At 68.5% G+C, this 24,231-nt stretch carries 20 protein-coding genes and 2 tRNA genes; 7 read left to right on the top strand and 15 right to left on the bottom strand.

Annotation, left to right across the window (positions count from 1 at the left end; genetic code table 11):
• The coding region (locus tag CH42_RS15440; RefSeq protein ID WP_162231104.1) for a choice-of-anchor G family protein at positions 1-3,181 on the bottom strand (3,181 nt) is incomplete at its 3' end.
• Between the two features lie 369 nt (positions 3,182-3,550).
• Between CH42_RS15440 and CH42_RS15435 the strand changes: the two genes are divergently transcribed.
• Together CH42_RS15435 and CH42_RS15430 are read left to right on the top strand one after the other, a co-directional pair.
• Entirely contained in the window at positions 3,551-6,091 is a 2,541-nt protein-coding gene (locus CH42_RS15435; protein ID WP_156322613.1) for a helix-turn-helix transcriptional regulator, read from the top strand.
• A gap of 10 nt (positions 6,092-6,101) precedes the next feature.
• Positions 6,102-6,192, top strand: a tRNA-Ser gene (locus CH42_RS15430).
• Between the two features lie 137 nt (positions 6,193-6,329).
• On the opposite strand, the gene CH42_RS15425 is transcribed toward CH42_RS15430, so the two are convergent.
• The 5 genes from CH42_RS15425 to CH42_RS15405 all read right to left on the bottom strand — a co-directional run bounded on the left by CH42_RS15425 (position 6,330) and on the right by CH42_RS15405 (position 10,425).
• Complete coding sequence (locus CH42_RS15425; RefSeq protein ID WP_053354085.1) at positions 6,330-7,724, bottom strand: MFS transporter; 1,395 nt, start codon at positions 7,722-7,724, stop codon at positions 6,330-6,332.
• A gap of 92 nt (positions 7,725-7,816) precedes the next feature.
• On the bottom strand, positions 7,817-8,869 hold the full coding sequence (locus CH42_RS15420; protein WP_053354084.1) for a 2,3-butanediol dehydrogenase: 1,053 nt from the start codon (positions 8,867-8,869) through the stop codon (positions 7,817-7,819).
• A 28-nt stretch (positions 8,870-8,897) separates the two neighbouring features.
• Positions 8,898-9,449 (bottom strand): TetR/AcrR family transcriptional regulator, encoded by a 552-nt coding sequence (locus CH42_RS15415; protein ID WP_053354083.1) that lies wholly within the window; start codon positions 9,447-9,449, stop codon positions 8,898-8,900.
• Positions 9,450-9,725: 276 nt separating this feature from the next.
• Positions 9,726-9,816, bottom strand: a tRNA-Ser gene (locus CH42_RS15410).
• A 48-nt stretch (positions 9,817-9,864) separates the two neighbouring features.
• Positions 9,865-10,425: a phosphorylase family protein gene (locus CH42_RS15405; RefSeq protein ID WP_053354082.1), complete on the bottom strand. Its 561-nt coding sequence runs from the start codon at positions 10,423-10,425 to the stop codon at positions 9,865-9,867.
• A gap of 407 nt (positions 10,426-10,832) precedes the next feature.
• Here CH42_RS15405 and CH42_RS15400 point away from each other — a divergent pair, with 407 nt between their 5' ends.
• Positions 10,833-11,117, top strand: a complete 285-nt coding sequence (locus CH42_RS15400; RefSeq protein ID WP_239684083.1) for a hypothetical protein — start codon at positions 10,833-10,835, stop codon at positions 11,115-11,117.
• A 90-nt stretch (positions 11,118-11,207) separates the two neighbouring features.
• Entirely contained in the window at positions 11,208-11,699 is a 492-nt protein-coding gene (locus tag CH42_RS15395) for an S-ribosylhomocysteine lyase (RefSeq protein ID WP_053354080.1), read from the top strand.
• Positions 11,700-11,872: 173 nt separating this feature from the next.
• Here the strand turns inward: CH42_RS15395 and CH42_RS15390 are convergent, their stop codons facing one another.
• From CH42_RS15390 to CH42_RS15370, 5 genes are all read right to left on the bottom strand, one after another.
• A complete protein-coding gene (locus tag CH42_RS15390) occupies positions 11,873-12,559 on the bottom strand; it encodes an HAD family hydrolase (RefSeq protein ID WP_053354104.1) in 687 nt (228 codons plus the stop codon).
• Positions 12,560-12,591: 32 nt separating this feature from the next.
• On the bottom strand, positions 12,592-13,344 hold the full coding sequence (locus CH42_RS15385) for a nucleoside phosphorylase (RefSeq protein ID WP_082309493.1): 753 nt from the start codon (positions 13,342-13,344) through the stop codon (positions 12,592-12,594).
• Between the two features lie 92 nt (positions 13,345-13,436).
• Positions 13,437-14,813, bottom strand: coding sequence for an amidohydrolase (locus CH42_RS15380; RefSeq protein ID WP_053354079.1), 1,377 nt, complete (start codon positions 14,811-14,813; stop codon positions 13,437-13,439).
• Positions 14,814-14,889: 76 nt separating this feature from the next.
• Positions 14,890-15,717: an SDR family NAD(P)-dependent oxidoreductase gene (locus CH42_RS15375; protein ID WP_053354078.1), complete on the bottom strand. Its 828-nt coding sequence runs from the start codon at positions 15,715-15,717 to the stop codon at positions 14,890-14,892.
• Positions 15,718-15,719: 2 nt separating this feature from the next.
• Complete coding sequence (locus tag CH42_RS15370; RefSeq protein ID WP_053354077.1) at positions 15,720-16,505, bottom strand: isoprenyl transferase; 786 nt, start codon at positions 16,503-16,505, stop codon at positions 15,720-15,722.
• A 135-nt stretch (positions 16,506-16,640) separates the two neighbouring features.
• Between CH42_RS15370 and trhA the strand changes: the two genes are divergently transcribed.
• Positions 16,641-17,456, top strand: coding sequence for a PAQR family membrane homeostasis protein TrhA (trhA, locus tag CH42_RS15365; protein WP_082309492.1), 816 nt, complete (start codon positions 16,641-16,643; stop codon positions 17,454-17,456).
• Here the strand turns inward: trhA and CH42_RS15360 are convergent.
• Together CH42_RS15360 and CH42_RS15355 are read right to left on the bottom strand one after the other, a co-directional pair.
• The gene (locus CH42_RS15360) at positions 17,453-18,079 is read right to left on the bottom strand and encodes a gluconokinase (RefSeq protein ID WP_082309491.1); all 627 of its coding nucleotides are present in this window, start codon (positions 18,077-18,079) and stop codon (positions 17,453-17,455) included. The two genes, trhA and CH42_RS15360, sit on opposite strands and share 4 nt — an antisense overlap.
• Positions 18,076-18,798 carry a TetR/AcrR family transcriptional regulator gene (locus CH42_RS15355; protein WP_053354076.1) on the bottom strand — a complete coding sequence of 241 codons (723 nt, stop codon included), beginning with the start codon at positions 18,796-18,798 and terminating at the stop codon, positions 18,076-18,078. Before CH42_RS15355 ends, CH42_RS15360 begins: the two co-directional genes overlap by 4 nt.
• 127 nt (positions 18,799-18,925) lie before the next feature.
• Here CH42_RS15355 and CH42_RS15350 point away from each other — a divergent pair, with 127 nt between their 5' ends.
• Positions 18,926-19,876 carry an NAD-dependent epimerase/dehydratase family protein gene (locus CH42_RS15350; RefSeq protein ID WP_053354075.1) on the top strand — a complete coding sequence of 317 codons (951 nt, stop codon included), beginning with the start codon at positions 18,926-18,928 and terminating at the stop codon, positions 19,874-19,876.
• Positions 19,877-19,906: 30 nt separating this feature from the next.
• On the opposite strand, the gene CH42_RS15345 is transcribed toward CH42_RS15350, so the two are convergent.
• Positions 19,907-21,409, bottom strand: coding sequence for an MFS transporter (locus tag CH42_RS15345; protein WP_053354074.1), 1,503 nt, complete (start codon positions 21,407-21,409; stop codon positions 19,907-19,909).
• A gap of 77 nt (positions 21,410-21,486) precedes the next feature.
• Between CH42_RS15345 and CH42_RS15340 the strand changes: the two genes are divergently transcribed.
• A complete protein-coding gene (locus CH42_RS15340) occupies positions 21,487-22,191 on the top strand; it encodes a TetR/AcrR family transcriptional regulator (RefSeq protein WP_053354073.1) in 705 nt (234 codons plus the stop codon).
• On the opposite strand, the gene recQ is transcribed toward CH42_RS15340, so the two are convergent.
• On the bottom strand, positions 22,188-24,230 hold the full coding sequence (gene recQ / locus CH42_RS15335) for a DNA helicase RecQ (protein ID WP_053354100.1): 2,043 nt from the start codon (positions 24,228-24,230) through the stop codon (positions 22,188-22,190). The two genes, CH42_RS15340 and recQ, sit on opposite strands and share 4 nt — an antisense overlap.
• Position 24,231 lies beyond the last annotated feature (1 nt).

The raw sequence follows: 24,231 nt of genomic DNA, 5'->3' as shown, positions 1-24,231 counted from the left end.
CACTCGCCGTCGCCGCCGCCGAAGCCGCAGCATTCGTCTCAGCCGACGCCTCAGACGACGCATCCGCCGTCGCCGCAACCTCTGCCGCCGCGTTCGCCGACACATCCGCAGCCGCCGAAGCATCGCTCGTGTTGTCGTCGTTCGCCGCAGCCTGCGCCGCCGCCTGAGCCGAAGCCGTCGCATCATCGTCCGCCGCAGCATCAGCCGAAGCCGACGCCGAAGCCGACGCATTCGCGTTCACATCGGCATCTGCCGCGGCCTCGACCTCGGTCGTTGCGGTTGCCGTGCGTCCGCTGGTGTCGCCGGTCGCAGTGAACTCGGCGTCACCCGTCGCGAAGTCGGCCGGAACGTCCCAGGTCGTGCTGAACGTGCCGTCGGCCTCGGCGGTGACCGTGGTGGTCGTGCCGTCGGGCAGCGTGACCGTCACGTCTTCGCCGCCGACGAACCCGCCGCCGGTCAGGGTGACGGTGCCGCCCTGCTCGACCGGGTTCGGTGACGCGGAGAGCGTGCCCGCCAGTGCTTCCACCTCGGTGGTCGCCGTGCCAGTCGCGCCGCTCTCTTGCCCCTCGGCCTCAAACGTCGCGGGGCCGGCCGGGTAGTCCGCCGGGACATCCCAGGTCGTGCTGATGGTGCCATCGGCCTCCGCGGTCACGACCGTGGTCGTGCCGTCCGGGAACGTGACGGTGACATCCTCACCCGAGGCGAATCCGCCACCCGTCAGGGTCACGGTGCCTTCCTGCTCCACCGGGTTCGGCGAGGCGTCGAGGGTGGCGTTGATCACTGCGGCGACAGTCGTGGTCGCCGTAGCGGTCAGCCCACTCGTGGCGCCCGTCGCGGAGAACGTCGCTTCACCCGTGGAGAAGTCACCGGGTACGTCCCACGTAGTCGTGAACGAGCCGTCGGCCTCGGCGGTCACCGTGGTCGTCGTGCCGTCAGGGAAGGTCACGGTGACGTCTTCGCCGCCATCGAACCCGCCACCCGCGACCGTCACGGTGCCACCGTGCGCCACCGGATCCGGTGTCGCTTCGAGCAGCGCGACTGCGGCGGCTTCGACGTCGACGCTTGCCGTCGCAGTCGCCCCGCTCGTCACGCCCGTCGCCGAGAAGTTCGCCGGGCCAACCGGGAAGTTCGCCGGAACGTCCCAGGTGGTCGTGAAGCTGCCATCCGCCTCAGCCGTCACCGTGGTCGTTGTGCCGTCGGGCAGTGTGACCGTGACGTCTTCGTCGCCGTCGAACCCGTCGCCGTTCAGGGTGACGGTGCCGCCCTGTTCAACCGGGTCGGGAGTCGCCTCAAGCGTCGCATCCGAGGCCGCGACGACCTCGGTCTCGGCCGTCGCGGTGAGCCCGCTCGTAGCCCCAACCGCTGAGAAGGCTGCCGCGCCGATTGCGTAATCGGCCGGCACGTCCCAGGTAGTCGAGATCGTGCCGTCCGGTTGTGCCGTGACCGTGGTCTCTGTGGCATCCGGGAACGTCACCGTGACGTCCTCGCCAGCGGTGAAGCCACCGCCCGTCAGGGTCACGACGCCGCCCTGCTCGACCGGGTTCGGCGACGCGGCGAGGGTGGCTTCGGCCTCGGCGGAAATCACCGTTGACGACCCCAACTGAAGGTTCGCCGACCCATCTCCAAGGATCGGCAGCAGCTCAATCGCGAGGGCGCGAACGGTGTAACTCCCCGCCCCGAGATCACCCACAGCAGGTTGTTCGTTGACCGTCACTTCGAGCAAGTTCGACAGAACAGGTTCGAGAGCGTCGTCGAGCAGCGGATTCACCACCGCGCCGACCGCCGTCGTCAACACCGGCTGCGCATTTGTGAGCAGGTTCTGCACGACCGGGAGCACAGCGGCACCAATCGTGCTTACCGTACCGGCAAGCAAGTTCGCGATGGGTTGCACGATGGTGCCAAGCGGAATGCCGGCCACCGTGATGCCGCTCACGTCGAACACCGCGGGCGTGTACCCCGGCTGGCCGGTCAGCCCGCCGAGGTTCGTCGCCAGGGTGACCGGCGCGTTGACCAGCACGAGACCGGTCAGCGGGTTCGTTACGCGAATCTGCAGCGAAATATTGAACGCGACATCGTAGATTCCCTCGTTCAGCAAGTTCACGATCTTCGTGATCAGCGAGTTCGGGCCGGTTCCGAGCAGCAGCTCGGTCACGCCATCGACGATGCTCGTGACGGCTTCGCCGCTGAGCAAGTTCGTGTTCGGGTCCAGAGAGCTGAGCCCGACGGCTCCCCCGCCGTCGGTGAGCAGATTGTCAAGGTCGACATGAATCACACCGGTGCTCAAATCAATCGACAAACTACCTTCCGCGTTTTCGAGCGGTTCGGCGAGCAGTGAACTGCGGATCTCATCGGTGAGCGGCGTCGTATTGAGCGACAAGCTGTTGAGTGACGCATTGACCTGAGCCACCGCCGGCACCTGGATGCCGTTGAGCGAGGTGATCAGCGTACCTAGCGTGTTCTGAATGGTGCCGCCAGGGCCGACCAGCGCGTTCAGCGGCGCCAAGAGCGTTCCCAGTGCACTGTCCACCGTCGTGGTGAGGTTGCCGACGACCGGGCTGTGCACGTCGAGGCCGACGCCCGAAAGCAGGTACTCGCTCGAAGGCTGACCGTCAACCGCCTCTGCCCGCGAGGCAAGGGCACCGATGCTCACGGAAGCTTCATCGAGCGCAGTATCCACGAGCACGTCGGGAAGCACCTGACGCAGCAGTCCGCTCGCATCGAGGGTGGCTCGATCAAAATCTGCGGGGACCGACTCAGGGTCCAGGCTGATGCCGCCGTCTTCACCGATCAGGCCGGCCGAGGCGACCGAGTTCTGCGCATCCGCCGACTCCGAGAAACTCGAAATCGCGCCGAGGCCGCCCAGGTTCAGCAATCCGCCGTTTGTGCCGTCCCCGATCAACGGGATATTGACGCCGGTGCCGATATCGACGGTAAGTGCGCTCAAGACCGAGAGGTCAAGATCTTCTCCGTTCGGCCCGACGTTGTCGGGGAATTCGGAGAGCGCGGAGCCCGTACCCGCGACGTCGAGGCCGAGCGCATCGAGCCACAGCGCGTGCCCGTGACCGGCAGACTCTGCAGTGGCGCTCGGGGTGTGCGTATCGGCCGATGCGGCCGTCGCGGCGATCACCGATGTCGATGCAAGTGCGGTGAGCGCGACCACTCCCACCGCAAGCGGTTTCATGGAGCGCCTGAATCGCCGTCTCCGCTGGTCTTCCCTGTACCCCACGAGATACCCCCTCCGTTGGCCGGTAAACCCGCGGCTGCGCGGGCGCGGAGGTGGACAGAGTCCGGTCCTCCCTACGGGGAGGCTAATAATGTGCATTCGCTGAGAGCCACGCAATTCAGCAATGCGGAGACCTTGCCCTGGTCATGCTGAACGAATATTCGCGCACTACTGAGATTTCATATGGTTCACACTGATACGAAACCATGTTGCGCCTGACGTCAAGGGGGCGCGGCATGCCTGTTCTTTCGCTATGGTGATACCCAACGTCAAATATGGTCACGGCACATTCGACGCGAGGGTTCGTCTTTTCAAGGGGGGAAGGGCGTGAGTCGTCACACGCGAGGTGGGGTACGAGGCGCGATTGCAGAGCGCCTCGTTGAGGAATCGGGAAAGCCCGGGCTCCTCATTCTGATGGGTGCTCGTGGCAGCGGCACCTCGGGTGTGCTCGCCGACGTGCTGCACGTTTGCGGCGCCGCCGAGATTCCGTCGTTCCTGGTCAGCATGCGCGATGCCGCAGCCGCCGAGGTCCTGGCGCAGCAACCGTTGACTGCGCTGCACCTCGTAGATGACCTCGAGTTCGCAACTCCCGACGCGTTGGAGGCGCTCGCGAATCGGCTGCGGCTTGGCGGGCGCGGTGCGTGCGCTCTCGTAGAGGATCACCTCACCGCCGAGCGCTCCAGCGAGCCGGGGTGGCGAGCCCTGTTCGCTCCCGAAACCGAACTGCCATTGACGAGGTATGTGCACCTCGTCCCACTCTCGGCCTTGGAGTCGCTGCGCATCATCACCGAGACGAGCTCAGAGTATGTCGACGCCCACACCGTTGTCACCCTGCACGGCTTGTCGTTCGGTCGCCCGGCTTGGCTGCTCGAACTGCTGCAACTCGAGGCCATGGGAGCCCTGCAGGCGACCCCCTGGCCAGGACTCTCGGCGACGCAAGTGCGCGAGCTCGGCCTCGACACTTTTCGATTCGCCGACGATCGCGCCGCAACTCACCTTGCACCCGAGGTCGTTGCTGCGGGCGCGGCGCTGGCGCGCCTCGACCCGCGCACGCTCAGCGGTCACGGCGACTTGATCAGCGGGGCCTCGACCTCGGCGTTGCTCACACACGGTCTCCTCGTCACCATCCCCGGCGATGCCTCGATGTATGCGGTACCCGAGCTATATGCGGCGGCGCTGCAGCTCAGAGCCGATCCCGCGCTGCTCGCTCGAGTGTCGAACCAGATCTCCGAACGGCTGCAGATGCAAGAGTTGCTCGGCATTCAGCTCTCAGAACGCGAGGCCTACTTCTGCGCGACCGCCGATGAGGCCGCCAGCGATGCGACTGTCGGCGATCCCGCGCGAGCAGCACTGCATCACCGAGTGGCGAGCGAGTTCTTAGCCTTCGGCGGAACCGGCGAGGTGCGCGATCTGCTGCTGCGCGGTGCCGCTCTCGGGTTGCGGCTCGATCCGCTCGAACGCAGCCGAGTCGCCACCGCTCTGCACGGCCCGCTGGCGGGCATGCGCAGCCTACAAGCCGCCCAGGAGCATCCGAAGAACCTCGCTGAGCACATCGCATTTGACGCTCTCGCGAGCTACGTTGTGGCCAACGCCCCAGTACCTCACGACTCGCTCCGAGTCTCTGTCGGGTCAGGGGCGAAGCCGTCGAGCGACGACGACGCACCTGCTGCACGATGGCTGCTCGACCGGTGGAACGCGCTCGGCCCGATCGACTCCGATGCACAGCGCATCGCACGCATCGCGGACCGGCATCCGGTGGCAGAAATCGCGCTGCTCGCGCGACTGCTGCTCGATCTCGAACAGGTGAAGCGCGGGCTCCAACCGCAAACGAGTTCTGACTGCGTCGCACGCATTACGCAGATCACGGGCATCGCGATGACCAGCCCACCTGAGCTGCGCGACCTGCTCACAACGGCCGTCGTTGCCGAAGCGATGATCGCGTTTTACCTGGGAGACACCTCCGGAAGCGATGTCGCGCTCGATGCGTTGACCGACTCGCTTCCCGCCGCCGCGCTGCACCATCGCTGGCTCATGCACCTCGGGGCCGCAGGCAAAGCCATACTCGCGGGCGATATCTCGCGCGCCGCACTGGAGTGGAAGCACCTCGTGGCGCACCTGCCACACTTTCTCCCGGTGAGACTCGACACCCTGATTTCGGACGTCGGAGCGGCAATTGAACGCGCCTCGATCGGTTCCGCCGCGATCGGCGAAAACGAATCGAGCACCGACATCGACGACCTATCGTCGCAGTATCTGGCGTACTTCAGTGGACTCCTCGAACACATCGGCCCCCGCATTCAGCGCTATGGGTTTTTGCACGATGCACCCGTTGACGATGCACGTTCCCTCGACATCCCCCGGCTCGCCCGCGCCCACATTCAAGCAACGAATGCGCAGAACCCTGCCGCGCTCATCACCGTCGCAGAACATCTCGCCGAACGCCACTTCTGGGGGCCCGCCGCCTACGCATTGCGCGAAGCACGACGCATTTTTGTGCAACGACGCGCTACCGGAAGCGTGAACCGTTGCAGTGAACTGCTGACCGAACTGGAGCATGCGGCGCAGTTGACCGACCCGTGGTTTAGCATCGAGGCGCTCCCGGAGGTCGAGTTCGCCCGGCTCACACCGCGCGAGCTCGCCACTGCCCGACTCTCGGTCGACGGGCTCAGCAACAAGGAAATGGCCGCACACCTGCGCTGCAGCGTGCGCACCGTCGAGTCGCACCTCGCGCAGGCCAGAGCGAAACTCGGGGCATCGGATCGCGAGGAACTCGCAGAGATCATGCGCGAGTTCGCGCAGCCGGAAGCGCCGCGGAACCCACGGCATCAGTTCCGGGTCGATTCGCGCACCATCGAGCACATGCGCTAATCTCGTGAGCGGTGACGTGTCCGAGCGGCCGAAGGTGCAACTCTCGAAAAGTTGTGTAGGGTAACCCCCTACCGTGGGTTCAAATCCCACCGTCACCGCCAGAAGAACCCCCTCCTCAGGAGGGGGTTCTTGCGTTTCCGCGGTTCAGACACTGCGCAGGGCGGCGGGGCGCCCTGCCGCGCCTGTGCGTCGACGCGTCCCTCCGCATGCGCCGCCTCGTCCGGCGCCGACGTGCGGCTCAGGCGTCGACGACCTCGACCCGCTCGGTCGAACACGGATTGCGAATACCGAGGAACGAGACAATGGCACCGGCGATGAAGAGCGCCCCTGTGACGAGCGCTGCCGTGTGGAACCCACGAAGGTCGAGCGTGCCGCCGACGATCGTCGCCAGGAGGGCGATGACGATGAGCCCGGCGACGCGCGAGATCGCGTTGTTCACCGCCGAGGCGATGCCACTGCGCTCAGGGCCGATCGCCCCCAGAATCGCAGCGGTGAGCGGGGCGACCATGATCGACAGGCCAAGGCCCATCACGAGCATCGTGGGGAGCACCTGCGTCCAGTACGAGAACGGCGTATCGACGAGCAGCAGCAACCACGCCCCGATGCCAAGCAGGAGCGGGCCGACGGTCATGAACAGTCGAGGCCCGTACCGCCCGGCGAGTGCTCCGGCGCGAGAGCTCAGCAGCACCATCAGAATCGTGATGGGCAGACTCGCCAGCCCAGCAAGCGTCGCTGTAAGCGCTGGCCCCTCAGGATTTTGCAGGTACACCCCGACCACGAAGCCGTTGAGCGCGAGCGCGGCGTAGATGAAAAGGGTGGCGAGGTTGCCCGTCCAGAAGTTGCGCACGCGGAACAGGCTGAGCGGAAGAATCGGCGAAGCCACACGTGTCTGCCACCAGAGGAAGGCCAGCAGGAGCAGGGCCCCGACGCTCAGCGGAACCCAGATCACGGGGCTCGCCCAACCGTGCGCGGGCTCTTCGATCAGCGCCCAGACGGCGAGACCGAGACCGAGCGCGGCGCCGATGCCGCCGAGCCAGTCGATGCGCACGCCCCGCCGTCGGTCGTCGGTGCCGCGCAGTTTCTGCAGCATCCACAGTGTGAGCCCGATCGGCACCACGTTGATGAGGAAGACGATTCGCCACGACAGGTAGTCGGTGAAGACGCCGCCGAGCAACGGACCGACGATCATCGCGCCGGTCGTCGCCGCCGTCCACACCCCGATCGCGTGGCCCTGCGCCGGGCCGGAGACGCGCGATGTGATGAGTGCCAAGGAGCTGGGCAGGAGAAACGCCCCCGCGGCCCCTTGCAAGGCTCGCGCGGCGATCATCATCTCGGGCGTGACGGCGAGGCCGACGGCGATTGAGGCGATGCCGAAGCCGATGAGGCCGATGCGCATGATGAAGATGCGGCCATACGCGTCGGCGATCGACCCGGCGAGCAGCATGAGTGCGCTCAGCGTGACCAGGTACGCATCGACTACCCACTGCTGCGTTGCCAGGCCGCCGCCGAGGTCGGCCGAGATGCGCGGCAGCGCGACGTTCGTCACCGACATGTCGAGCGACGTCACGAACGATGCGAGTATGGCAATCGTCACGACGAGGCGCTGAGCCGGGGTGAGCGCGGTGTCGGTCATGGAAGCAGGATACGACGGGCCGCCGACATTCGGAGGCCGCGGACCGCCCCGCATCGCATGAGCGACGCCGCGCTCGGCTGATCCCGCGCGGGTTATTGCCCGGCCTGCACCAGAATCTTCGCTCCGACGCCGCCGCGCAGCGCATGAATCGCGTCGACGACACCGTTCAGCGGCACCTCTTGCACCCACCCCGTGGTGTCGTACTTGCCATCCGCCATCGCCGCGATCACGGCGTCAAAATCCTCGGGCAGATACGCGAGCGCGCCGGCGATCTCCGTCTCACCCATGACGAGCTGCGTCGGCAAGAACTCCATGGGACGCTCGTGAATCGCGACCACGACGACGCGGCCGCCCGGCGTCAGGCTGCTGAGCGCCGAGGTCATCGCTGGGCCGGCCCCCGCTGCGTCGAATGCGACGTCGACGCCCGCGCCGCCCGTGAGCTTGGAAACGGCCGCCGCGAGATCTTCGTGCACCGGGTCGACGACGGTCGCCCCGAGTGCGGCAATGGTCGCGCGGCGGTCGGCGCTGGGCTCGGAGACGAGCACGCGATCCACCCCGCGCGCCTTGAGTGCGAACCAGACGCCGATACCGATCGGACCCGCACCCGCGACGATGGCCGTCTGGCCCGCGTTGACGTGACTGCGCGACACCGCGTGCCACGACACCGACATCGGCTCGACGAGGGCGCCCATGCGCAGATCCACGTTCTCGGGCAGCACGTGCACCTTGCTCGCCGGTACCGTCGTGAACTCGGCCATGCCGCCGCCGTGCGAGCTGAGCCCGTGGAAGCCGATCTTTTGGCAGACGTTGTACAGGCCCTGAGCGCATGCCGGGCATTCGCCGCAATAGTAGATCGGCCAGACCGCGACGCGATCCCCCACCGCCACGTCAGTGACCCCCTCGCCGAGTTCGACGATGGTGCCCGAGAACTCATGACCGAGAATCTGCGGCAGCGTCGAACCGGTCACCGGGTGCGGGTGATCGAAGTCGAGTCCCGCCGCTTCGGGCGAGTAGTAGACGTGCAGGTCCGATCCACAGATGCCGGCGAAGGCGTTTCGAATCTTCACCTCTCCCGGGCCCGGCGTGGGCTCCTCGACGTCGACGATGCGGAGGTCTTCCTTCGCGTAGAACTGTGCTGCCTGCATGGGGTGCTCCTTCTGTTCGGGCCGCGGATCAGCGCAGCCACCATTCCGGGGATGCCGCGAGGATCATCTCGACGGCACGTTCGATATCGTCGGTGCCCGCGGCCAGCCACGCTTCAATGGCACCGACGGTGCCCGACGCGGCATACGCGATGGCGATGCGTTGTCCGATGGCGTCGTCGCGCAGGGCGGGCGGCAGGATCGCCGGGCGCAGAGCGATCCAGGTCTCGAGGCCGTGCCGCACGGACTGCTCGAGTGCACTCCGCACGGGTGCGACGAGTGTCGGTCGCATCGCCCCACGGTAGATGTCGGCGCGCTCGGCGACATGCGCGATCAGCAGCCGCTCCCCATCGCCGATGGTCTGCGCGGCGGGCAGCGCCTCCATCGCGGCATCGATCTCGTGCGCGAGTGCGTCGCCGAGCAGGTGCGCCGGGGTGCTGGCGTGCCGATAGAACGTGTCACGCGTGATTGCCGATTCCCGGCAGATCGCCGCCACGGAGATGTCATCGATCGGCGTCGCGGTCGACAGGGTGAGGATCGCGGCGCGCAGTTGGCTCCGCGTGCGGAGCGACCGGGCATCCATGCGCACATTCTATCTGACAGGTGTCAGATAGGCCAGCGACGTGCATTCGCGCTCCAGCACCGCTCCCACACCGCCCGCCTGCCTGCCCGCCCGCCCGCTCACGGATTGGTGTCAAAAATTGCTCTCAGATCAGTGATGTGGGCGCGCCGAACGACACAAAGTGACACCGATTCGGCAAGGGCGAGCGGCGTCGCGAGCCGAGTGACGCGCGGCGTCGCGAGCGGAACGCCCAGCCGCACCAACGCGAAAACCCCCTCACAAAGAGGGGGTTTTCTGTGGCGGTGACGGTGGGATTTGAACCCACGGTAGGGGGTTACCCTACACAACTTTTCGAGAGTTGCACCTTCGGCCGCTCGGACACGTCACCGCGGAAAAGCTTATGCGATTCGCGTACGCATTGCGAATCGGTGCAGACTCAGGCGAGTCGCGCCTCCCAGAATGCGCGCAGTTGTTCGCTCTTGCGGAAGACGATCGTGTCCCACTCCTTATCGGTGGTCGACGAATCGGCGAAGTCCGATGGAATCTTGAAGAGTTGCAGCGCAACCCCGAACCGCGCGCACACGCTCGCGTAGGCGTACGCCTCCATGTCGACGAGGTTCGCGCCGAGCCCGGCGATGGTCGCCCGCTGGTCGTCGTTCTGTACGAAGACATCGCCGGTGGCGATCACCGCGGTCGATTCTGCGGGCAGGATCACCGCGCCGGTCGGGGTGAGTTCGGGCGAGGGTAGCGAGAAGTCATGCTGCACGACCCCCGCAATTTGGTAGACCTCGTCGAGCGAGGGGCGATCCGGCGCATCACTCACGACCCCTGCGGTGCCGAGCACGATCACCCGGTCGACCGGGCGCGCGGCGAGCTCGGCGGCGAGCGAGACGGCGGCGTTGATCTTGCCTACCCCGGTGACGAGGTGCGGCACGTCGGCGAAGGCCGAAGCCTCGTCTCGATGCGCGAATACGAGGAGGGTGGTGAGGTCAGACATCGGCGCTCCCAGCGGCGCTTGCACGCCCGTCGATCAGGAATTTTCGACTCCACACTAGCGCTTTTCGAAACCTTGTTCTAATATTGGGGAGTCGGGTTCGCGAGCCGTACGCGTGATCGCCCTGAAACGGGACGTCGAGATCACCTCAACTCCGCGACAATCGCAGCGAAACCCACCCGCACCGCAGACCTTTACACGAGGTCGATCCTCCCGATGAGGCCGGTGCAGATGCGCTCACGCATCGATCCCGCAGGTTCCACAGACGCTGCAGGCTCGATCGGGCTGTGCCGACGCAGCCCCCGCGATGCAGCGCGAGGCCCCGAGCGGGCCCACCCCCGAGACATGCTCGGCGGGATACGCACCATGACGGTGCGCCAGAAAGGAACACCATGACTTCGCATACCCGTATGCCTAACACCGCAGCCGCGCGCCCCGTCGCGACGTTGCGCACCCCGTACCACTCCCTCAGCGGCGCCGACGACATGCTCGTGCCCGACTGGGCGCAGCGCCGCTCCGTCTACCGCAGCTCGGGGCGCACGCTGTACATGGTCGAGACCGATCGCCTCAGCGACGCCCGCGTCGACCTGAAGCGTCTCGACCGTGCCGGCTGGGACGTTCGCGTCTCGCCGCTCCCCACGGGCGACCACGCCCGTATCGCGCTCACGCGCCGCGACCTCGCTCGCGCCGCGTAACCGTTCGCACACGCTGCGCTTCATCAGCGCCGCGTAACGCGACGCCATTGCCCATGCGGCCCAGTGGATCCCCTGGATACACTGGGCCGCATGAGTGATGTCGAGCTTGCCGAAGTCGAGAGCTTCTCCCTGGACCACACGAAAGTGCTGGCCCCATACGTGCGCCTGATCGGCGTCGAACGCGGCCCCAAGGGCGACGCGATCTCGAACTTCGACATTCGCCTGGTGCAACCGAACGAGGGCGAGATTCCGACCGCGGGCTTGCACACCATCGAACACACGCTCGCCGCGCTGCTGCGCACCCGCTTCGACGGGCTGATCGACATCTCCCCGTTCGGCTGCCGCACCGGTTTCCACCTCATCGCCTGGGGCGAGCCGAGCGCTGAAACCGTCGCCGCGGCGATCAAGAGCTCACTCGAAGACCTCGTGGAGCGCGTGACCTGGGACGACGTGCCCGGCACCGAAGCCGTCAGCTGCGGCAACTACCGCGACCACAGCCTGCACTCCGCGAAGGAGTGGGCCAAGATCGTGCTCGCGCAGGGCATCAGCCTCGACGCATTCGATCGCTCGCGGATCGCCTAGCCCAGCAGGGCTCCCCGCCCAGGCGCACGCCGCGGGTCTCAAGCTTCGAGCCCTGGGTTTCCCACCCTCGAACGCACCGGTTTCGTGCGAGAGTACCCACATCACAGGGGTGCACTCGCGCGAAACCGGTGCGTTCGTTGTCGCGCGGCGCCAGCGCGGCTGCGCCAGCAAAGCTACTCCCCCGCGCCCCAGCCATCGACGAGCCCCGCGAGCTCCGACATGCTGCTGAACACCAGCGTCGCGCCCGCAGCGCGCAACGCATCGGGTGCGGTCGCGACCGGGCTGTCGGGCGAGAACCCGAAGACGGTCGCTCCCGCGGCGATGCCCGCAGTGACCCCGGCGACGGTGTCTTCGACGACCAGCGCGGTCGAGGCGTCGATGCCGAGCGCTGCGGCCGCCGCCAGGTACACATCGGGGGCTGGCTTGCTGCGCGGCTGATCCATGCCGCTGAACACGCGATCTCCGAACCAGCGACCGAGACTGGTGACCTCGAGCTGCATATCGATTTTGACGCGGTCTGCCCCGGATGCAAGCGCGATGCGGTCGCCGAAGCGCTCCGTAATCTCGGCAAGCATTTCGGGGACTCCATCGATGGAAGTCACACTGACTCGCAGCGCGTCATCGCGACGGGCGTGGAACTCGTCGATCCAGTCTTCGGTGATGCGAATACCCGTGTGGGTGAGAATCACCTCCCATTCGTCGCGCAGCGCGCGCCCGATGAACGTGCGGATGGTCTCGGCTTCGGAGATCTCCCACCCGAGTTCGCGCAGCATCTCGGCGAGCAGTCGCTGCGTGATCGTCTCCGAGTCGACGAGCACGCCATCGCAGTCGAACAGCACCGCCGAGAACGGAGTCCTCACGGCAGCGCCACCCGCAGCAGTGTCGCCCAACCTCACGCCACCAACACGTCAAGCGCGGCGGTGAGTGCACCATCGACGGCCCGCGTCACGATCTCGCGGTACGGGTCGTACCCGTCCATCGCTTCGTCTTTCGCGGCGAGCGGGTTGCCGTCGATCGCTAAGACGGCACCCGACTCGATGCCGTGCAGCGACGCGATGACGAAGAGCGCCGCGGCCTCCATCTCGACGGCCACAATGCCGGCGCGCTGCCAGGCGTGGTGGTCGACGCCGACGATGACCTCGCTCGGGTAAAACATGTCGCCGGTGAGCACGATGCCGCTGTGCACGTCGAGCCCGGTCTGGGCCGCGGCAGCCTTGAGCGCGATCGTGAGCTCGGGGGTCGCGATGGCCGGGAACTCGGTGGGCACCAACTGGTGGCTCACCCCGTCGGCGCGCACCGCACCAGTGGCGACGACGATCGCACCGTCAACGACCTCGGGCTGAATGCCGCCCGCGGTACCCGAGCGCACGATGCGAGTGACGCCGCCGCGCGCGAGCTCCTCGAAGCACACCGCGGCACCAGCAGCACCGACACCGTGCGAGGCGACGGTCACGGGCACGCCCTTCCAGGTGCCCGCGTACACGTGGTACTCGCGGTTCGCGGCGAGCTGGCGCACATCGTCGAGCCGCTCTGCGACGCGTGCAGCGCGGGCGGGGTCGCCGACGACGAGCGCGCGATCGGCGAGATCGGAGACCCGAGCGCGCAGCAGGGGAAGTTCGGCATCGGAGGGAAGACGTACGGGCATGACGGGCCTTTCAGTGACAGCGAAGCGATGCCGTGCAGCGATCGCGCGAGGTGGGAAGCAGTGTTCGGGGGTGGTGCCGGATCGCGCCAGCGTCACTCAGCGGAGCGACTGGCGGCGGTGAGGTGTGCACGCGCTGCGGCGGCCCGCGCGCTAATCGCGTCGGCGTCGAGCGTGAGGTGCTCGCCCTCCGCGTAGACGTGGCGCCCGCCGATGAAGACGTGGCGCACATCGGCACCGGTGGCCGCGAACCCGAGGTGGGAGATCAACGACGCGGCGTCGAAGGGCACGGCGGCGGATCCCGTGACGTCGAGCGCGATCACGTCTGCGAGGCGCCCGGCTTCGAGCGCCCCGGTCTCGGCGAACCCGATCGCTTCGGCACCGCGTCGCGTCGCGATGTCGAGCACGTCGGCGGCGCGCACGATTGCGGCATCTTGGCGAGCGCCGCGATGCAGAATCGTGCCGGTCTTGATCTCTTCGAAGAGGTCGAGCGTGTTGTTGCTCGCGACCGAGTCGGTGCCGAGCGAGATGCGCAGCCCGACCTCCTGCCACTCGGGCAGCGGCGCAATACCGTTGCCGAGTTTCAGGTTGGAGACCGGGTTGTGGCTGACGGCGGTGCCGGTGCGCGCGAAGAGCGCGATCTCGCTCTCGGTGAGATGCACGCAGTGCGCGGCGAGCACCTCGGCTGCGAAGAGCCCGAGCGAGTCGAGGTGATCCGCCGGCGTCGCACCGTACTGCTCCTGAATCTGCGCGACCTCGGCCGCCGACTCGGAGATGTGTGTGTGAATCGGGATGCCCCGCTCGACCGCTCGACGGGCGATATCGCGCAGGTAGTCGGGCGGGCAGGTGTAGGGCGCGTGCGGGCCGTAGGCGATCGAGATCTGCGCATCGTCGGCGTAGCGCGCGGCCAGCGCCTCGGTCTCGTTCGTCGCGTCAGCGCCGTTCCAGGGCGAGACGCCTGGAAACCCGACGGTGTCGGGCGCGAACGAGGCGACCGCGATCAGCGCGCGCATGCCCGCGGTGCGCACCAGCTCGATAAGCTCGGCATCCCAGTGATACATGTCGGCGAACGCCGTCGTGCCCGTCTCAATCATCTCGACCATCGCGAGCTGCAGCCCCACGGCGACGTCATCGTGGGTGAGGTGCTGCTCGAGCGCCTGCACGGCCGCGAGCCACGGCATGAATCCTTCGTCGTCGGAGACGCCGCGGAGCAGCGTCATCGCCGAGTGGGTGTGCCCGTTCACGAGCCCGGGCATGAGCACGTGCCCCGCAAGATCGTGCACCACGCGGTCGCCGGCAGACTCTGCGTCGGGGCGGGCGGATCCGGCATAGGTGATGCGCCCCGTGCTGTCGAACGCGAGCTCGGCGTCGACGATGACGCCGCCGGGGGCCAGCATCGCGTCGGCGCGCAGCACCGTTTCGAAGAGCACGGTGTCAGTCTCGGCGGTCTGGGGGGTCTCGATGTCGCTCATGCGGGGCTCCGTTCTGCGGTGGGAGTCAGGTGTCTGGGTGAGCAGGGTCGGGTGGCAGTGCCGGATCGCCCGGCGCTCACCACCCGGGCGTCGCGAGCATGCCGCCGTCGACGGCCAGGTCTTGGCCGGTGATGAAGGTCGCCGCGTCAGAGGCGAGGAGCGCGCAGGCACCGCCGATGTCGGCCGGTGTCGCGAGTCGACCGAGCGGCGCGTGGCGCGTCCAGCTCTCGACGCCAGAGGGCCAGGCCTCGGCAAGGCCGGGACGATCGACGAGCCCGGGCGACACCGTGTTCACGCGGATGCCCTGCGGCCCGAGCTCGAGCGCTGCGGCGCGCGCGTGCATCACGAGACCGGCCTTGGCTGCGGCGTAGTGCGCGTGCGCCGGGCTCGGCCGCGACGCCTCGACGGAGGCGATGTGCGTGATCCAGCGATTCGCAGGCACCCCGTCGACCGCCTCCCCTGGCTCAGCGGTCATCGCGGCGGCCGCGGCCTGCGACAGCTCGAAGACGGCGCCGAGATTGGTACCGAGCACCTCGTCCCACTCGGCGCGCGTCGTCTCGGCGAGCGGCGTGACGGGTTGCACGCCGGCATTGTTCACGAGGCCGTCGAGCCCGCCCAAGCCGGCGACCGCATCGGCGATCAGTCTTGCTGCCGCACCGGGCTCGTTCAGATCGGCGCGCACCCCGATGACGCGGTTACCAGCCAGCTCGCCGAGTTCTACGACGAGCGCCTCGCCGGCCCGCACCGGTTCGGGCGTGAGCCCGCGGAAGTGGACGGCGACGCTTGCTCCCGCGAGCACGAACGCGCGGGCGATGCCGCCGCCCACTCCCCCGGACGCACCGGTGATGAGCACGCGCTGGCCCGACAGATTCGGGAGACCGCGCGGGTGGTTTTGGGGAGTCACAGTCACCCTCCGAGGCGTCGTTGGCGGGTCGAGTAGTCGCGCAGGGCGCGCAGGAAGTCGACCTCGCGCAGGTCGGGATACAGCGCTTCGACGAAGTAGAACTCGGAGTGCGCCGACTGCCAGATCATGAAGTCGCTCAGCCGCTGCTCGCCCGAGGTACGAATGACGAGGTCGGGGTCTGCCTGACCCCGGGTCCAGAGGTGCTCGCCGATCAGCTCAGGCGTGAGGCGTTCGGCGAGCGTGTCGATGGTGCCGCCCGCGGCCTGATGCTCGGCGATGACGCTGTGCATGGCGGCGGTAATTTCGCTGCGGCCCCCGTAGCCCACGGCGAGGTTGATGTGCAGGCCCGCGCGATCCTGCGTCGCCGTTTCAGCCGCCTGCAGCGCCGAGGCGAGCTCGGGGGCGAGCCCCTCGCAGGTGCCGACGTGCTTCACGCGCCACCCGGGATGCGCGGCGAGCAGGCCCGCGAGCTCGGCGATGATGCCGAAGAGGTCTTCGAGTTCTTGCCGGTCGCGCGCGTTCAAGTTGTCAGCCGAGAGCAGATAAAGCGTGACGGTGCCGACCCCAGCTTCTTCACACCAGCCGAGAAACTCCGGAATCTTGCGCGCCCCGGCACGGTGCCCGAACGCCGCGCGCTCTTGCAGCCGCTGCTTGGCCCAGCGTCGATTGCCGTCGACGATCACCGCGATGTGGTGCGGCACCTGCTTCGGATCGATCTCGTGACGCAGGCGTCGCTGATACAGCCGGTAGAGCAGACCGGCCCGCGGTTTCGACGGCTGGGCACTCACCCTCCGAGTGTACCGGTCGGGCAGCTTGGCGCACCCCGCTCGTCTGCGACGCGCGATGGCAGCGACGCGTCCGAGCGACTGGGGGTTCTCCACATATATGCCCCCGCCACGCTGTAGCGAACATACACTCGAGATATGACCTCGCAGAGCTCGCCCGCGCCCGAATCACCGACGCCGGATGCGGGCGCAAGCGAGGCGACTGCGGGCACCGGCGGCGAGCGCCGCTTCCCGGAGCCCGACAGTCTCTCCCTTCCACTGCTCGACGATGCACTCGATCACGCGCACGATCAGCCGGGCGGTGTGCCCGACGACGCGAAGCCCCGGTGGCGTGGATGGATTCACGCGGGCACGTTCCCCGTCACCATCGCCGCGGGGATCGTGCTCATCTGCCTCGCGCACGGCGCGGTCGCGAAATGGGCCTCGGTCGTTTACATGCTCTCGAGCATGCTGCTGTTCGGCGTCTCGGCGCTCTACCACCGCTTCAATTGGAAGCCGACGACCAAGCAGGTGTTCAGGCGCCTCGACCACGCGAACATCTTCGTACTCATCGCGGGCACCTATACGCCGATCGCTCTGCTCGCGTTGCCACCGTCGCAGGGCATCCTGCTGCTCGTATTGGTGTGGGCGGGTGCGCTGCTGGGCATCGGGTTCCGGGTGTTCTGGATCGGTGCCCCTCGTTGGTTGTACGTGCCGCTGTACCTGCTGCTCGGCTGGGCAGCAGTCATGTACCTCGGTGCGATCGCTCACGCGAATCTCGCCGCGATGGTGCTCGTGGTCGTCGGCGGCCTGCTCTACTCACTCGGCTCCGCGGTCTACGGCTTCAAGCGACCGAACCCCGTGCCCGGGGTGTTCGGGTTCCACGAGATCTTCCACGCACTCACCGTGCTCGCGTTCCTGTGCCACTGGACCGCCGCGCTCTTGCTCGCGCTCGACCCGTTCTTCTTGCGTTAATTCGCGCCGAACACCCCGCCCGCCGAACGCCAGCGCTGCACCTGCGCCGCTATTGGGTCGAGCAGGCGCGATTCGGGGAGCGCGCCGTCGATCGTGAGCCCCGGCTCGTCAGCGCCGAGTGGTTCGAGCGTCGCGAGCTGGGAGTCGAGCAGCGCGACGGGCATGAAGTGGTCAGGGCGTGCCGAAATGCGCGCGGCGAGTTCGGATCGCGTCACCTCGAGGTGCACGAACACGACGGCACAGCCGGGCCCAATGCCTGCGCGCAACTGGTCCCGATAGCTGCGTCGCAGCGCTGAACACGCAGTGAACACCGGCCCATACCCGATCGCGGCGGTGTCGCGCATGCGTTCGGCAACACGGTCGAGCCAGGGTGCGCGGTCGACGTCGGTGAGCGGCACGCCGGCTCGCATCTGGGCCACCGCTGCCGGCGTGTGGAGCGCGTCGGCTTCGATGAACGATCCCCCGACGCGCTCAGCGAGGGCTGCGGCCACCGTGGTCTTGCCGCACCCGGCAACCCCCATCACCACGACTGCGAGGCCGCGTGCTGGCGACGTCGCTTCCGGCAACTCCGGCACAGCCGCCGCACCAGTGAGCGCTCGACCAACAGACTGGGGATCGCTCATGCGAGCCCGAAGCGCGCTGAGGTCGCGGTGATCCAGCGCTCGAGCAGTTCGCTGCCGTAGGCGGACAGCACGCTGCCGAGTTGCTCGAACACTTCGGCGCTCACGAGCCCGATGAGCGCCGACCAGGCTTCGACAGCGTCGGCGGCGAAGCCTGGTGCGTCGTGTGCCTCGGCGGTGAGCTCGGCGCCGGCCTCGCCGAGGAGCGCCGCGACGCCCTGCGCGAGCACAGCCGCGAAGTCATCGCTGACCGGTGGCCGCTCAGCATGCCGCACCGCACGGTCCCCGGCCGCGAGCGCCTCGACGAACCGCATCATCACGCGCGTGCCGGCAGGGGTTGTTTCCTCGGCGGGCGCCGCGTACCCGGGCACGGGCGATCCGTAGAGCAGCGCCCACGACTCGGGGTGCGCGACGCCCCAGGCGCGGGTCGCCCGGGCGATAAGCGCGAGCCCCTCGACTCCCGCATCACCCGCCGCGTCGAGCTCGGCATCGACTGCATCGGCGAGCTCGGTGTAGGCGTCGACAACGAGCAGGGTGAGCAGCGCGTCGCGATTCGCCACGTGCCGATAGATCGCCGACGAGGCGACACCCAACCCCCGGGCGATCTCGCGCACCGATAGCCCTGCGGCGCCGACGTCGGCGAGCTGCGCCCGCCCGAGGCGCAGGATCCCCGCGCGCATCTGCGCGCGGGCCTCGGCGTGGGTGCGGCGGGGGCGTTCCATGCCCCCAGTGTGGCAGTCGGCACCCCGCGATGCAATTCAGAGATCAGTGCTCTTGATTTTTTGCAAACTTCGCCTTACGGTGAATCCCATCAATTAGTGAGCACTGATCACAGAATGGATTTCCCTCATGCACGCACTCATCACCGGCGCCGGTCAGATCGGCACCCAACTCGCCCGCGAACTCTCCGCAGCCGGCCACGAGGTCACCGTGCTGCGCCGCGGCAGTGGCGCTGTTCCCAAGGCCCGCGTCATCAGCGGCGACGCGGGCGACCGCGACAGCCTGCGCGCGATCGCCACGGGCGCCGCAACGGAGACCAGCAGGATCGACGTCATTTTTCACTGCATCCACGCGGCGTACTCCGCGCCGGTCTGGCGCCGCGAACTCCCCCAGCGCGAGCTCGCCGTCATGGATATCGCCGCCGAGCTCGATGTGCCGGTCATCTTCCCGGAGTCGGTCTACGCCTACGGGCGCGGTGCAGTGCAGCTGCACGAGCACCTCCCCCTCGCACCGGTCTCCCCGCTCGGCGAGGTGCGCGCCGAGTTGCTCGCGGCTCGGGCAGCACACTCCGCGCGCACGGCCTCGGTGATCGCCTCGGATCTCGTCGGCCCCACGGCTACCGCGCGGTCATCGGTGATGCTCGGCATGGTACTTACGCCCTCCGCTGCCGGGCGCGGCGCATGGGTGCTCGGCGATCCCGACGCTCCGCACGCCGTCACGACGATCCCGGATCTCGCTCGCGCGATGATCGCCGCGATCCCACTGGCGAGCACCGTCGACACTCGCCTCACGGCGCCCACCGACGCCGCGCGCTCGCAGCGCCAGATGGCCACCGATGCAGCACGCGTCGCCGGCAAGCCCGCGCGCACCACGCACCGCATTCCCGACACACTCTTCGCACTCGCTGGGCCGTTCTCGCCGATGATGCGCGAGATGCAGCATCAGCGGTACCTCTGGGCCGCCCCGAGCGTCATTGTGCCGGGTCGCCTCACGACCGAACTCGGGCTGGAGCCGACGCCGTGGGAGCACACGCTGGTCGAGTGGCACACCGGACGCGCGGTCGATCCGGCACACCGGTAACCCGCACTCAGCGGGCGCGCACGTGAACCCTCAGAACTCGCGGCGCGGCGCCGGCACGAGGAACGCCGCTGCCACGCCGACGAGCGAGACCGCGGCAGCGATCCCGAACAGTACGCGGAACGTCTCGACCCCCGGCTGCCCGGCCGTCGTGACGCCGATGGTGGTGAGCACCAGCGTCGCGATCGGCGTGCCGAAGGCCGAGCCGACCGTGCGCAGCACGCCGTTGACGCCGAGGGCCGCGCCGATGCTGGCCGGGGGCACGTTGCCCGCGATGAGCTCGGCGATGACGGCGAACCCGATGCCGTTGCCGAGGCCGATCAGGCAGAAGAACCCGATGACCACGGCGAGGGAATCGGGCCGCGCCGCGATACCGAGGCCGCCCATCACCATCACGCCAAGCGCGATCGCCGCGACCACCCGTCCGCTGAGTCGTCCGAGCAGCCACGGCGCGAAGCGCCCGCCGAGAAAGACGAGCACGGCCCCCGGTAGCAGCGCCGCTCCGGTCGCGGTGACTCCGAGACCGTGACCGGCACTCGACGCCCCCGGCAGCACCGTCGCCTGCAGCAGCACCGGCGCCTGCAGCAGCACCGGCAGGCCGACGTAGAACGCGTACGGAATGAAGCCGAGGAAGAGGGTAAGCACGTTCGTCGCGGCGAGCGCGCGGTGCGTGACGAGGGCGAGATCCACAAGCGGCGCCGCGACCCGGCGCTCGACGAGCACGAGCGCGACCAGGCTCAGCACGGCGACCACGGCAAGCGCGATCGTGGCGGGTGCGCCCCACCCCCACCGGGCGCCCTGCGACACGACGAGCAGCAGCGGCAGCAGCGTCGTCACCAGCAGTACGATGCCGGCCCAGTCGGGTCGGGATCCGGCCGCACGCGGGGCCGCGGCCGGCACACGCCACAGGACCAGCAGCACCGACACCAGGCCGAGGGCGCCGCCCGCAACGAACAGCCACGGCCAGCTCAGCAGGTCGGTGATTGCGCCGCCGACGACCAGCGCGAGACCGGCGCCGAGCCCGAGTGTGCCCGACAGCCAGCCGATCGCACTGGCCTGCGCGCGACCGGTGAGCCGCACGCGCACGATGGCGACCGCGAGTGGGAATGAGGCGGTGGCCGCCCCTTGGAGCACGCGCCCCACGAGCAGCAGCGGGAACGCGGCCGCTGCCGAGATCAATGCGCTGGCGGCGGCGAGCGCGGCGCCGAGCACGAACACGAGCATCGCGACCACGAGCGTGCGCCGGTGGCCGAATCGGTCTCCGAGCGAGCCGATGACGGGTGCGGCGATGGCCCCGCTCAGCAGATATGCGGTGAGGATCCACCCGGCCGTGGCCCCGTCGACGCCGAGTTGCTCGGCGAAGACCGGAAGCGCCGGCACGAGCAGTGTCTGCATCATCGAGAAGGCCAGCACCGCCGATGCGAGCGCGAGGGTGAACCCGGCGGGTGGGGCGACGCCCGGCGCGAGCGCGCCCCGTGCAGGGGCAGCCACATCGGGCACGGCGATCGTCGGATTCGGGGCGGTCTGCGCGGTCATGGCATCCTTTCAAGATCGGAACGGAATGATTCGTTCCGATTTAGAATCGTAATACCGCCCTCGGTACGATGGAAGCCATGAGTCAGCAGACGGAGCCGACACGGCCCGAGTCGAGTGGCGACGACGCCGCTCCCCTGCGCGGACGCGCACGAGAGGCCCGCGACAACGACCGCATCCTGATGCAGGCCGCGCGCGAGGTGTTCTCGCAGCGCGGCTGGCAGGCCCCGATGTCAGCGGTGGCCGAGCACGCCGGCATCGGCATCGCCAGCATCTACCGCCGGTTCCCCAGCAAAGACGACCTCGTGTTGCACCTGCGCACGCTCGCGATCTCCGACATCACCGACGTGGCTCGCGCGAGCCTCCCGGGCGAGGGGTCTGCCGTTGCCCGCTTCCTGCGCCGGCACATCAGTGAGGCGGCGTCGCCGCTCATGGTCGGCTCCTGGCGCCAAGCGGTGTCGTCACCCGAGATCGATCGGCTCGCCGAAGAGCTGCACGCGGGTCTCGACGCCCTGGTCGCGCAGGACGCGGCGGCCGGGCTGATCCCGAACGCCTACACCGCAGCCGACCTCATGCTCGCCGTCGCGCACCTGCGCCCGAATCTGCCGGCCGCGCGCGAGCGCACCACGGAGATCCACCTGCGGCACGTCGACCTCTACCTGCTCGGGCTCACCGCGTCGGTGGCGCACCCCGAACTGGTGAGCGGTACCGGGTCGACCTGGGACGAATGGTTGTCGTTCAACGTCGCCAAGGCCGACACCGCAAGCTCGCCGGCCGCGCGCTAACCGGCCGCGAGCGTCTCGAGCACGGCAGCGCCGTAGCGCTCGAGCTTGACCTGCCCGATCCCAGAGATGGCGAGCAGTTCGTCGTCGCTCGTCGGCTGGTGCACGGCGAGCGCCGCGAGGGTCGCGTCGCCGAACACCACGTACCCGGGCACGCCCTGGGTGCGCGCCTCGCCGGCTCGCCACGCGCGAAGGCGCTCGAATACCTCAGCCTGATCGGGCGACAGATCTGCGGCCGCGGCCGATCGTTTCTCGCCGACGGCCCCGCGCGACGCTCGGCTGCTACGACCGCCACTCGCGGCGCGGGTCACAACCTCCTCGCGCATGTGCACCTGCTCCTCGCCGCGCAGCACCGGCTTCGACGCCTCGGTTGGGGCGAGCACGCCCCACTCGCCGCGGGCTTCGATGAGCCCGGCCGCGAGCAGGTGCCGCACCACGCCGCGCCACTGCGCCACCGACCACTCGGTACCGATGCCCCACGTCGAAAGCTCGTCGAGTCGCATCTGCGTCGCGCGCTCCGACGAGACGCCGCGCAGCACGTCGATGTGCTGACCGGCCGCGTAGGTGCGGCGGCGCTCCTTCTCCGTGCGAATGACGGTCGACAGCAGCATCTGCGACGGCACGGTCGCGTCCCACAGCTTCGGCGGGTTCAGGCAGACGTCGCAGTTGCCGCAGGCCTCGCTGCGCTCCTGACCGAAGTAGCGGAGCAGGAACACGCGCCGGCAGGCCACGCCCTCGCACAGCGCGAGCATCGCGTTGAGGTGCCGCGTCTGGCTGGCGCGCGTTACCTGATCGCCGTCGCCCGACTCGATCATCTGGCGCTGCTGCACCACGTCTTGCAGCCCGTACGCGAGCCATGCCTCCGATGGCAGGCCGTCGCGGCCCGCACGGCCGGTCTCCTGGTAGTACCCCTCTACCGATTTCGGCAAATCGATGTGCGCCACGAACCGCACGTCGGGCTTGTCGATGCCCATGCCGAACGCGATCGTCGCGACCACCACGACGCCGTCTTCGCGCAGGAAGCGCGTCTGCGCGTCGAGGCGCACATGCGCCGGCAGCCCGGCGTGATATGCGACGGCGTCGACGCCGACGTCGCGCAGCGCAGCCGCCGTCTGCTCCACACGCTTGCGGCTCAGCGCGTAGACGATGCCCGCCTCGCCGGCGTGCTCGCCGCTCACGAATTGGATCAGCTGCGCCCGCGCGTTCTGCTTCGATTCGATGCGGTAGCGAATGTTCGGGCGATCGAAGCTCGACACGAAGTGCCGCGCGCGCTGCAGATGCAGGCGCTCGGTGATCTCCTGGTGCGTTTCGGGCGTCGCCGTTGCGGTGAGTGCGATGCGCGGCACGTCGGGCCAGCGCTCCGCGAGCGCGCCGAGTCGCAGGTAGTCGGGGCGGAAGTCGTGCCCCCACTGCGACACGCAGTGGGCTTCGTCGATCGCGAAGAGCGCGATGCGGCCCTGCGCGAGCAGCTCGACCGTGCCGGGAGCAGACAGGCGCTCGGGCGCGAGGTAGAGCACGTCAAGCTGCCCCTCGCGGTAGGCCTGCTCGACGGCGCGGCGATCCTCGATCGACATCGCCGAGTTCAGTGCGGCCGCGCGCACGCCGACGAGCTGCAGGGCCGCGACCTGATCGTGCATCAGGGCGACGAGCGGCGACAGCACGATGCCGGTGCCCTCGCGCACGAGCGCGGGAATCTGGTAGCAGATCGACTTGCCGCCACCGGTCGGCATCAGCACGACCGCGTCGCCGCCGCCGATCACCTGCCGAATGATCTCTTCCTGCTCACCGCGGAACGCGTCGTAGCCGAAGACCTCGGCGAGCACCTCGCGCGGATCTTGACCGACGTGCGGCCCGCTGCCCGAGGCGATGGCGGGCGCGGTGGCCGGAGCCGCAGTGCGCTGCTGCGGGATCGCCGACGGCGCACCGTACGCCACGTTTCCGGGCGGCGGCGCGCCCCAGGCCTCACCGGGCCAGCGTTCGTCGTCGCCGAAGTCGAAGTCTGCCGGCTCCTCGTCGGGGCCGGGGATCCAGCCGCCGCTCACG

It is taken from the genome of Leucobacter musarum subsp. musarum (assembly GCF_001273845.1).
GTDB classification, from domain to species: domain Bacteria; phylum Actinomycetota; class Actinomycetes; order Actinomycetales; family Microbacteriaceae; genus Leucobacter; species Leucobacter musarum.
Note: the sequence above shows the minus strand (reverse complement) of the source record. Positions and strands in the feature narration are given on the sequence as shown.

Coding starts and splice junctions, on each gene's coding strand:
- CH42_RS15385 (WP_082309493.1), bottom strand. CDS start 13,344: ATGCCCGTACGTCTTCCCTCCGATGCCGAACTTCCCCTGCTGCGCGCT.
- CH42_RS15425 (WP_053354085.1), bottom strand. CDS start 7,724: ATGACCGACACCGCGCTCACCCCGGCTCAGCGCCTCGTCGTGACGATT.
- CH42_RS15395 (WP_053354080.1), top strand. CDS start 11,208: ATGAGTGATGTCGAGCTTGCCGAAGTCGAGAGCTTCTCCCTGGACCAC.
- CH42_RS15345 (WP_053354074.1), bottom strand. CDS start 21,409: ATGACCGCGCAGACCGCCCCGAATCCGACGATCGCCGTGCCCGATGTG.
- CH42_RS15415 (WP_053354083.1), bottom strand. CDS start 9,449: ATGGATGCCCGGTCGCTCCGCACGCGGAGCCAACTGCGCGCCGCGATC.
- CH42_RS15380 (WP_053354079.1), bottom strand. CDS start 14,813: ATGAGCGACATCGAGACCCCCCAGACCGCCGAGACTGACACCGTGCTC.
- CH42_RS15420 (WP_053354084.1), bottom strand. CDS start 8,869: ATGCAGGCAGCACAGTTCTACGCGAAGGAAGACCTCCGCATCGTCGAC.
- CH42_RS15355 (WP_053354076.1), bottom strand. CDS start 18,798: ATGGAACGCCCCCGCCGCACCCACGCCGAGGCCCGCGCGCAGATGCGC.
- trhA (WP_082309492.1), top strand. CDS start 16,641: ATGACCTCGCAGAGCTCGCCCGCGCCCGAATCACCGACGCCGGATGCG.
- CH42_RS15360 (WP_082309491.1), bottom strand. CDS start 18,079: ATGAGCGATCCCCAGTCTGTTGGTCGAGCGCTCACTGGTGCGGCGGCT.
- CH42_RS15350 (WP_053354075.1), top strand. CDS start 18,926: ATGCACGCACTCATCACCGGCGCCGGTCAGATCGGCACCCAACTCGCC.
- CH42_RS15340 (WP_053354073.1), top strand. CDS start 21,487: ATGAGTCAGCAGACGGAGCCGACACGGCCCGAGTCGAGTGGCGACGAC.
- CH42_RS15400 (WP_239684083.1), top strand. CDS start 10,833: ATGCCTAACACCGCAGCCGCGCGCCCCGTCGCGACGTTGCGCACCCCG.
- CH42_RS15405 (WP_053354082.1), bottom strand. CDS start 10,425: ATGTCTGACCTCACCACCCTCCTCGTATTCGCGCATCGAGACGAGGCT.